At 40.8% G+C, this 10909-nt stretch carries 8 protein-coding genes; all 8 read right to left on the bottom strand.

Translation table 11 applies throughout. From position 1 onward, the window contains the following. Positions 1-761: carbohydrate ABC transporter permease (locus ACGLXV_RS18340; protein ID WP_391559778.1), on the bottom strand; the 761-nt coding region annotated here is incomplete at its 3' end. An 80-nt stretch (positions 762-841) separates the two neighbouring features. Beyond that, complete coding sequence (locus tag ACGLXV_RS18335; protein ID WP_391559777.1) at positions 842-2158, bottom strand: ABC transporter substrate-binding protein; 1317 nt, start codon at positions 2156-2158, stop codon at positions 842-844. Positions 2159-2395: 237 nt separating this feature from the next. After that, the gene (locus ACGLXV_RS18330) at positions 2396-3868 is read right to left on the bottom strand and encodes a response regulator (protein WP_391559776.1); all 1473 of its coding nucleotides are present in this window, start codon (positions 3866-3868) and stop codon (positions 2396-2398) included. After that, the gene (locus ACGLXV_RS18325; protein WP_391559775.1) at positions 3846-5615 is read right to left on the bottom strand and encodes a sensor histidine kinase; all 1770 of its coding nucleotides are present in this window, start codon (positions 5613-5615) and stop codon (positions 3846-3848) included. The genes ACGLXV_RS18330 and ACGLXV_RS18325 overlap by 23 nt, the downstream gene beginning before the upstream one ends. Positions 5616-6098: 483 nt before the next feature. After that, the gene (gene rhaS / locus ACGLXV_RS18320) at positions 6099-7142 is read right to left on the bottom strand and encodes a rhamnose ABC transporter substrate-binding protein (protein WP_391559774.1); all 1044 of its coding nucleotides are present in this window, start codon (positions 7140-7142) and stop codon (positions 6099-6101) included. Between the two features lie 62 nt (positions 7143-7204). Next, complete coding sequence (locus ACGLXV_RS18315; RefSeq protein WP_391559773.1) at positions 7205-8215, bottom strand: ABC transporter permease; 1011 nt, start codon at positions 8213-8215, stop codon at positions 7205-7207. A 2-nt stretch (positions 8216-8217) separates the two neighbouring features. Continuing rightward, positions 8218-9225 carry an ABC transporter permease gene (locus ACGLXV_RS18310; RefSeq protein ID WP_391559772.1) on the bottom strand — a complete coding sequence of 336 codons (1008 nt, stop codon included), beginning with the start codon at positions 9223-9225 and terminating at the stop codon, positions 8218-8220. Between the two features lie 12 nt (positions 9226-9237). Continuing rightward, a complete protein-coding gene (locus tag ACGLXV_RS18305) occupies positions 9238-10770 on the bottom strand; it encodes a sugar ABC transporter ATP-binding protein (protein WP_391559771.1) in 1533 nt (510 codons plus the stop codon). Positions 10771-10909: the final 139 nt, after the last annotated feature.

Here is a 10909-nt window from a genome sequence, read left to right as displayed (position 1 = left end):
CCACCTTGGTATTGCTTATAAATAATAGAAGCAATCAAGTCGGTACTAAATCCTGGGCCCCCCTTAGTCATTGCCCACACTAAATCAAATGAACGTAACCCACCGATAAAAGCTAGAATAATAACAGAGTTCATGGCTGGTCTGCTTAATGGAACAATGATATTCCAAAACTTATGGAACGAGTTTCCACCATCAATGGCTAGAGCCTCATAATAGTCCTCTGGAATAGACATGATTCCTGCGATAAAGATGACGGTTGCCATCCCTACCCCTTTCCAAACATCTACTAATGCAACAGATAGTAGAGCAATCGTCGTGTCTCCTAACCAATCCGGCCCTGTAATTCCTACAATCTTCAATGCCGTATTAATCAGTCCTTGCGTTGGATGCATCATCATCGCAAAGGCCATCCCAACGGCAATCGTACTTAAAAGGGTTGGAAAGAATACCATAGACCGTACAAACCCGATCGTTTTTAGCTTTTGGCTTAAGAAGACACCTAGTAAAAGTCCTAAGATTACCTTTAACGTACAAGTCACTATTGCGTAAATGATCGTATTTTTAAAACCAATGTTTAACGAAGGTTCTGTTAAAAAAGTTATGAAGTTTTCAAGTCCGATAAATTTCCAATCTGTGAGGGTCCACCATGTCATACTAAAGAAAAATGACATGATCGTGGGCAGTAGGAAAAACACGAAGTATATAATTCCTGCGGGCAATAAGAAGTAATACGTGTACGAGCGATTGGTAAGCTTTGTCATAATGTATTCCCCTTTTCTAGTCTGGTTAGATTAGAAGCCCTGTCTCAATGGACAGGGCCTCATCTCATTTAACCAGCTGATTACCAGCCTTCAAGGCCAAGTTGTTTTGCTTGTTTTTCAACGTCTTTATCGTATAGTTCAGCTCCAGCTTTTGCGTCAGAAATACCGCTTCCTACTTCAACAGCAATTTGAGGAAGGTTCGGACCCTTAACAGGACTTAAGAATTCTAGAGCAGGTGCTGTTTTTCCAGATTCGAAGAATGGGATCATATCTTTTACTGCACCATACACATCATCGGAAAGCTCCACTCCTTTAACTGCTGGAGGTCCTTGTGGCTTAATCTTTTCGTTGTAGAGATCAATTCCTTCTTGCGATACAAAGAATTCCATCCATTTCTTTGCTTCTTCTGGATGCTCAGTGTTTTTATTAATATAAACACCACCTGGTACCCAGACTGTTAATCCATTCTCATCTGCACTATCACCTGGTTGAGGAAAGAATCCAATATTATCTAATTCCTCTGCGTAATTCGCTGATAACATAGGAAGAGCGAAGCTTAACATTGGGTAGTGTGCGCCTTCCCCTTCAGCTAACTTCTGTAATCCTGCTTCATAACCAGTAGCAAGGAAATCTTCATTTAAGTACCCTGCATCAAACACTTCAGCTAACTTTTCAAAGCTACGAAGTGCTCCCGGTGTCTCTGCAATTTTTGCCTTATTTGCTGTGAAATCCTCTGCAAACGTTGGGTGTTGTTGAAGCACATTGTAATTATCTGCAAGTACGACAACTTGTGCTGTCCAAGAGTCTTTGTAAGAACCGATAACTGCTGTTTTTCCAGCTTCTTTTATCTTTTCATTATTAGCCATTAGCTCACCCCATGTTTTCGGAACAGATAGGCCTAGCTCTTCATAAATCTTTTTATTGTAGAACCAGCCTCCTGCCATAAAGCTAGTCGATGGAATACCGTAAACTTTTCCGTTTGAAGACAATGCGTCCTTTGCATCATCCATAATGGTTTCTACAAAAGGTTCTTCTGAAATATCTAAAAAGTTCTGCTCAGGGTTCAATGCTTGGAAAAGAGAACCTGAGTTATACGCCATTAAGTCAGTCATGTCTCCCGTTGCTAAGCGTGTCTTAACGAGGTTGTCTCCTTCTCCCCCACCCGGACGTAATTCATATTCGGTTTTAATGTCATATTTTTCTTCGATCGTATCTGTTACCGCTTTCATTCCATCCAAGTTTGTTTGGTTATCAACGAGGATGGTTAGCGTCACTTGTCCTGAATCTTCTTCTTTGTCTCCTGAAGCACTGTCGTTGTTGCTGCTGCAGCCTGCCATAATTCCTGCGAATAACGCGGCACTTGATAGCACGGCAAAAATTTTCTTTTTAGCCTTCATCTTTTAACTTCCCCCTTATATATAATGATGACCTAAAATCCAATGACAGCTGTCTCGCTTCCTTGTAGGAAGATCAGATTCTATTTTTATGTTTTCCTAGGTTGTTGTCCTTGGATCTATCTTTATTGTAAGTGCTTTCATCGCAATTTTTAATTGTCTCATTTTTTTGATTACGTCCGTATTTTTTGTTTATGTATGAATTTTTCGTACAAAAAAGTCCTGTTCCATTGAACAAGACTATTTCATTTCCTTAAATTGACCTGGCTTGATTCCGACATGCTTTTTAAAAAGCTCGGAGAAATGTCTATAGCTATGATAACCAACTAACTCACTTACCTCAGCAACCTTTTTCCCCTCCGTCAAGAGCTGCTTTGCTTTTTCCATTCGTAACTGAGTTAAGTATTTGATATACGACTCACCCATCTCTTCTTTAAATAAAAGGCTAAGATAGGTTGCGTTCATTCCCACATGCTCAGAAACATCCTGAAGGGTCAGATCTCTAGTAAAATTCGCTTGGATAAAGGAACAAGCACGTTCAACCGCTTCATGCTTATAAGTAGACCGAATAGTAATAGAAGCATCCATGATCTTCTCCAGTTGATCGAAAACCCATGAGAACATATCCTCCTTTGTTTGACATTTGCGAATATCAAGATGCGGCATATAGGTTGGCCATGTTTTATTTGGGTCAAACCCGGTCTCTTTTAGTACTTCTAAACCGAGATAGACAAGCTTTAGGATATCACGTTCAATGACGTCCGGATGAATCCTCCTGCTTTCGATTTGACTGATTAAAGTATTCAGCTGTTCCAGTAATCCCTCTTTATCACCTGCTCGGATATGGAACATAACGGCTTGTTCATGTTTCGATAAGTCGGTGCTATAGCTTGGATGTTCACCAATATCCTCGAATCGATACCAATCTAGTTCATTCATAAACTGGGCGTATCTAAGGGCATGGAGGGCTTCATGATAACTTTTATGGATGTCTAGGAGGTTGGAATATATTTTTCCCGAGCCTACGGTCACTCCAGCCTCTTCCGACCATTTCCTTAATGTCCCCCATAAGTTCTCTTCATCTTTTACCAAATGGCACAGTACCAACAAATTCTCTATTCCATTTTGGAGAGGTATCATTCGATGGTCCTCAATCGGTTCAGGGAGTGGAACAGGTGAGGAAAGGGCCAGAACAGTTACCCCTTCAAGCGTTTTTTCCCCTTGGCCAAAAAGCTCTCTCCACTGTAACACATCACCTTTTCCAAGTAATAAATGTAACGTCTCCTTCTCTAGCCTTTCTTTCTGACTGTTATCTTTTAACACATTGACCGTTTCTTGTTGAGTGATTCGGGTGAGTGTTTTTTCTAAGGCTTCTTTGATGATAGGTATCGTAATTGGCTTCTCTAAGTAATCTACTACACCTAGCCTTAAGGCCTTTTTCACATAGTCAAACTCATTGAATCCACTGAACACAATACATTGCGTCTCAGGTGCTTCCTTTATAATCTCTTCAATAACTTGTAATCCATCTTTTCCTGGCATTCGAATATCTGTAAAAACGATATCTGGTCGATGCGCGTGAAAGATTTTCAGGGCCTCTTCCCCATCAGCAGCAGTTCCCACTAACTCAACATCATACTCAGCCCAATCAATCATTCGTTCTAGACCCTTTAGTACGATAAATTCATCATCAAAAATGACTGCCTTCCGCATGCTCTTGACCCCCTTTAAACTCTCGAAAACGAATTTCTACTTTTGTCCCTTCGTTCACTTTACTTGTAACGGTAAGCTCACTCTCTTCGCCATAACAGAGGAATAAACGCTCCCTCACATTTTGCATACCATAACCCGTTCTAGTGACATCGAGGTCTGCAATTCCTACCCCATCATCCTCTACGGTAAAAATAACCCAACCGTCCTCGAGGCGACCGGTTAATGTAATCGTTCCTTTTCCTACCTTAGGCTCGAGACCATGATAGATTGAATTCTCCACTAATGGCTGAAGAAGTAATTTAAGAATTTCTTTATCTAATAGAAGTGGATCTACTTCCTCCACATACATAAAGCGGTAATTAAATCGTAGGTTTTGAATCGTTAGGTAGTGTTTTATATGCTCCAGTTCTTTGGAGACAGGAATCATATCCTTCCCATTATTTAAGCTTAGCTTAAAGGTTTCTGAAAGGGCCACGGCCATCTTTGCTACCTCATGATTATTTTCTAGCTCCGCCATCCAATACATAGAATCTAGAGTGTTATAAAGAAAGTGCGGCTTAATTTGCGCTTGTAACGCTCGAAGCTCGGCCTCTCTTTCTTTTAATTGCACACGGATTAATTCCTCATTCAACGCTTTATTCTCACCCGTTATTTTTTGAAAGGTTTGCCCAATCGCTCCGATTTCATCTGTTGGGGTATCGGTTTCAGACGGGTGAATCATTCCATTCGTCCAATCAGCTGCCATTTTTCGTAACCTCATAATCGGATTCGATAGAGTTTCCGATAATAAAAATGAAAAGACAAACGCAACAATGGCGATGACTGATGCAATGGAAATCGTCACATTCCTAATTTGATTCGACTGCTTTAATAATTCCTTTTCATTAATCACGTGTGAAAAAGTCCAACCCGTCATGCGATTTTTGTAGTCAGTGACAATATATCCTTCCTTTTTCAAGTCCTTTAATGGAGAGTCGGATTGCTCACTTATTTGAAAGGAACTTGGATATCGATACACATCACGCATGATTCCCTGATCATGGTCAAAAATAAGGAAGGCACTATCTTCACTCTTTTTAAATACCCTTGAAAAAATCGATTTGTTAATATTCACCACTAATATCCCTGTAGTGGCAGGATCGTAAAATTCCCCTGGATCTTTCAATAGTTTGACAGAGGAAAACGTTTTGGCTGATTTATTTCCTTGAAGCACATTATATCCGTAAAAGATCGCCTTCCCATCTTTCTTTACAACTTCTTTATACCAATCTGTATCTTGTATATATTCGTGAAAGCCACCATTTCCATACCGCCCGTAGCTTTCTGACTTTCCATAACACATCCCTTGGAATTCTACATTAAAGATACATACCGACTCGATATCCTGAGTGTCTATAAAACTGCTAGCAATATGATCCTGCAACCGTCTGAGGGACCCATTGTCTACTAATCTCCCACCAGCCACATCAAGCGAAACACTTTCCTTCAACTCTTTTTGAACATCCTTATTCCAAGTGATGATTCGTTCCATATTAATAATGTTGCGGAATAGTAAGTCTGCTACCTCACTCGACGTTTCTAAATGATTTTGAATGGTGGATGTCTGATTCTCGATTAATAGATTCTTCGTAATATTAAAAGAAACAAACCCCAAACCCATTAATGGACCAATGGAAAGAGCCAATATTAAGATAAAATTTCTATAGCGATATTTTTCGTTTTTAACTTTTTTGATAAGCGCTTTCATTTTTATCATCACCTTTTGAGCGAAGAAGTTGTCGAATCTTTTTAAGTAACTATAATACATAGATTTCGGGAATGCTATCGTTTTTTTCAATAAAAAATCTGTCCGAAATTACATTCGGCCAGTACTTTTGTTGCTCTAGAGAGCCATTTAACCCGAATTCAATCACTTTTGAACAAAAATGTTTTCCTTTGAGCTCCTCTTTAGGTGTTTATTTGCGATTCTGATAATTTATTTGCGATTCTAAAGATTTATTTGCTATCCTGAAATTTTATTTGCGATTCTAGAAATATATTTGCTATCCTGAAAACTTATTTGCGATTCATGATTTTTATTTGCTATTATCGGAGCTTATTTGCTATCTCTCATTCCCTTTATTTTTCCAGTCACTTAATTTTCAAAATCCATCAAAATGATTGATTAAAAATGATTAATGACTCCAACAATAAAGAGCTTACAGACATGACCTGTAAGCCCTTACCAAAATTAATATACTTCTTTCCACTCCGCAATATTGCTCGCATCAAATTTGAACGGATCGCCTAGCATGATTTGCGTGCCATCTCCGTCTTCCACTACTTCCTTCTCACCAAGGTCACCAGCTGTGAACTTGTCGCCCACTTTTCCAGTAATCGTTTCGTTCACAAGAGCATCCGCTGCGTATCCTGCTAAGTATCCTACATCAATTGGATTCCATAGGTACATCCAATCACAGACACCGCTTTCAATATACTCTGCCATTTCACTAGGTAAGCCAAGACCTGTTAAGTGAACCTTATCTTTTAATCCTTTATCTGTTAATACTTTTCCAGCAGCCGCAATCCCAACTGTGGTAGGTGCGATGATTCCTTTTAAATCTGGGTATGATTTTAACAGTGCTTCTGTTTCAGACACACTCTTGTCTCGTAAGTCATCACCATATGCTACTTTTACAAGTTCAATATCTTTATATTTTGGATCCTTTAATGTTTCCTTCATTTGCTCAATCCAAGCATTTTGGTTCGTTGCCTGAGAGGTTGCACTAAGTACGGCAATTTGTCCTTTTCCGCCAATCATTTCAGAAATGGCTTCAATTTGTACACGTCCAATCGCAACAGGGTCCGCTTGGTTTACGTGAACCATACGGCTTTGCGCGTTAACAGCAGAGTCAAGAGAGAGAACTTTAATGCCTTGGTCCATTGCTTTTTTCAAGGCTGGTTGAAGAGCATCTGGATCATTTCCTACGATTGCAATGCTATCCACTTTTTGCGAGATCAGCTCTTCAATCATTTGAATTTGAGCTTCAGCTGTTGGCTGGTCTGGAGCTTTTAAAATCGCTTCATGTCCAAGTGCCTCAATGGCTTGCTTAAACCCATCCATTTGTTTTTCCCCATAAGGGTTACCGGTGTTTTTAAAGACGATGGCAAAACGCTTCTTCCCATCCTTGCTACCAGAATCGCCAGATCCCTCGTTTGAGGATGTTTGCGAACAGGCCGCAAGCATTGAGAATACTAGAAAAATTGACAAAAATCCTAGGAACAGCTTTTTCATTTTGTTCTCCCCTTTTTTGTATTGATTTATTTATCTACAAACAGTCGTTGACTGCATTGTATTTATCCAGCGATCTGTTGGTCTTGACTCTTCGGTGGCTTTCCTTTTGCCTTCGCTTTTGGTTTTAGATTAGGAACCATGACTGCTACAATGAGCAACAGTCCAATAATGATCATCAGCACTTGCGCGGGCATATTGATTAGTCCCAGTCCATATCGTAAAAATCCGATGAGGAAAACAGCGATAATGGCACCAATCATTTTTCCTTTCCCACCAGCTGTACTAATCCCACCTAACACCACCATCGCGATCACATCTAACTCGTATCCGAGCGCCACATTGGGTCTTGTACTGCCCATTCTTGATGTTAAAAAAAGAGCCGTAATGGCCGCCATCACACCAGCAAGCGTAAAGACGATTATTTTGATTTTATCTACTTGAACACCCGAGAAACGACTGGCTGTTGGATTATTTCCAATGGCGTATATTCGTCTCCCAAAGGTCGTTTTGTGCAGCAATAACCCAAACAGCACAGCCATCACAACAAAGGCAATCAAGATAAACGGTACGCCGCCAATATATCCCCAACCTAAGAATCCAAACCATTCAGGGAAAGAACCGGCTGATTGATCTTCTAGAATGATATAAGCAATTCCGCGATAGATAATCATCGTTGAGAGCGTAACAATAACGGCTGAAAGCTCCTTAAACCTTACAATCAAGAGCCCATTAATCAGACCGCAAACAGCTCCCACTGCTAGGCAAATCACAACCGCTAACTCCATCGGAACGCCTAAGGTATACAAATGAGCCATCACGACCGAAGCCAAAGCCACTGTAGATGAAACAGAAATATCAATATCACGTAAAATCATAATCATCACCATCGGAAAGACCATAAATGCTTTATCCAGGAACGTCATGGTTGCATCCCGTAAGCCAACACTATCTAAATAGAAGGGTGATAGATTCGTATTAATGACATTAACAACTAGAAACAATAGGATGAGCATCCATTCCCACTGTAGGAAGAAGCCTTTCCATGAAAATGGTTTTTTGTTTACCTGATCCATTGTTAGATTCTCCTCCTCATGAGAGCATTCATATCTACTCCTCGTTTCACAAGTGCATTTAAGACAACAGCGATGAGGATAATGGACCCCTGTATTCCTGTCTGCCAGAAGGGAGAAACATTAATTAACGGAAGGGCATTATTCATAATCCCAATTAACACCGAGCCTAGGATAATTCCTGAGATTTTCCCCGATCCTCCCGCAATATTTACTCCACCAAGTACGCATGCAGCAATGACTGTTAACTCATAACCAGACGCTGTATCTCCTTGTGCAGAAGCGAATTTCGATACCCACAACACTCCAGCCAAACCAGAGAGACCACCCATGATCGTGTAAACAAGCCAGATAATTTTATCATGGTTAATTCCGCTTATTTTTGCTGAATCTGGATTGCTTCCTACCGCATAAATTTGTCTGCCTGTTCTTGTATGATTGATAAAATAGTAGAATGCTACATAAATGAGTACAGCGATTAAAATAAGATTATTGATTCCTAAAAACGAACCCGTTGCAATGCCTTTAAAGCTATCTGGCATTTGATGAGCACTCACCCACTGTCCACCGCTCACCATAAAGGTAAGACCACGGAAGATATACATCATCCCCAGTGTTGCGATGATGGGAAGGACGCCTCCCTTTGAAATAATCGCCCCTAAGATGACCCCACTGACCAACCCAATAAAAGTTCCTAATAAAATGGCCAAGATGGGGCTCAGATTCGGAAAAGCTCCCACCGTTAAGGCAGCAATCATTCCTGATAAGGCAAGAGTTGCCCCGATAGATAGATCAATTCCTCTTGTGATAATAACGAGCATCATCCCCACCGCAAGAATGCTTAAGATTGCCGTATTCGTAATCATGTCATTTATGTTTTCCAAGGTTAAAAAGCTTGAATTTCTCCATTGAATGACGACCGATAGGATGATAATGAAGCCGAGTAATCCGACCTCACGGAACTTTGCGATATTTTCTATGAGCGTTCCTTTTTGTCCATTATTTGCAGTCATACTTCTCCCCCCTTATAAGCCGGATGCCTCGAGCGATTGACCGTCTGTTGGTTCCTTACTCGCCATCGCTGCTTCAAGAATTGCTTCCTGTGTCGCCTGCTTTGCTTGAATTTCTGCTGTAATTCTTCCTTCTCTCATCACGAGAATTCGGTCACTCATACTGATCACTTCTGGCATCTCCGAGGAAACCATGATGACGCCGTATCCTTGTGCAGCCAGATTGCTGATAATTTCATAGATGGCCGACTTTGCTCCAACATCGACACCCTTCGTAGGCTCATCAAGGATAATAATGTCCAAACCCGTCATCAAAAGCTTTGCCACAGCCACCTTTTGCTGATTTCCCCCTGAAAGAGAGCTCACCAAGTTGGCCACACTCGGTGTTTTCACATTCACTTTTTTTGATAGATTGTTAGCATACTCGTCTTCCTTCTTCCGATTCATCCACCCTTTTTTGGATATTAAAGGCAAGGAGGATAAGGTAATATTTTTATCAATCCCCCATGAAAGAATGAGTCCTTGCTGTTGCCTGTCCTCAGGCAAGTATCCTATTCCTTTGTTCATCGCCTGAAGCGGAGTTTGAATGGTTGTTTCTAGCCCTTTGACAAAAATTTTTCCTTTGTCTGCCGGCTCTACACCAAAGATGGCTTGACATACCTCGCTTCGTCCCGCTCCAACTAGTCCGGTTATCCCAATGATTTCCCCCTTACGAAGCGTAAAAGAGACATCTGCAAAAAAGCCTGTTTTCCCTAATCCCTCGACTCTTAGTACTTCGGGTCCAATAGAAGCTTCTACTTTTGGAAACAACTGCTTAATTTCTCTTCCAACCATCGCGACAATTAAGTCTTCATTGGAAATATCATGAACACCCCATGAGCCGATATATTTGGAGTCTCTAAAAACGGTTACCTTGCTTGCCAATCGGTACATATCCTCGAACCGGTGAGAAATGAAGATAATCGATGTTCCACTATCTCTTAACTTCTCCGTTATTCGATAAAGATCTTCACTCTCGTTTCGACTCAAGGCTGCCGTTGGTTCATCCATAATGATGATTTTGGCATTTGTGGACAAGGCTTTTGCAATCTCAACCATTTGCTGCTGTGCGACACTGAGCGTTCCCATAATGGTTTTGGCATCAAAGCTTGCACCTAATTCCTTTAATAATCGGTTGGCTTCCTCATGCATTTCCTTCCATCGAATTCTTCTTGTCCCTTTTTGTATTTTTTCGTGACCCATAAAAATATTTTCCGTTACACTTAAGTCAGGGTAGCAGGTCACATGCTGATAGATAGCAGCAATTCCAACTTTTTGCGCTTCTGTTGGATTTTTAAAATTGACCTCTTTTCCATTCAGGAACATCTGCCCTTCATCTGGCTGATGAACGCCGGTAATGACCTTGATAAAAGTCGATTTCCCCGCTCCATTTTCCCCCATTAATGCATGAATCTCTCCCGGCCCTAACTGAAATTGAACATTATCAAGTGCTTTTACACCTGGAAAGGTCTTCGTAATCCCTCTCAGTTCAAGAACAAAATCAGACATGTCTTTCACTCCTAACCCCTTTTCGTTCTCTATGATCAATACCACTCAACCTTGTGTTGTATACGCTTACACATAGCTTACTTGTTCCTCTCCTATGCGAAAAGGAGAGAATCTTCGGGTAGGGGGGATATTCTTCGGG

This window comes from Robertmurraya sp., assembly GCF_036676585.1.
Taxonomy (GTDB): domain Bacteria; phylum Bacillota; class Bacilli; order Bacillales; family Cytobacillaceae; genus Robertmurraya_A.
The sequence above is the reverse complement of the archived record's forward strand: the minus strand, read 5'-3'. Positions and strand labels throughout refer to the sequence as shown.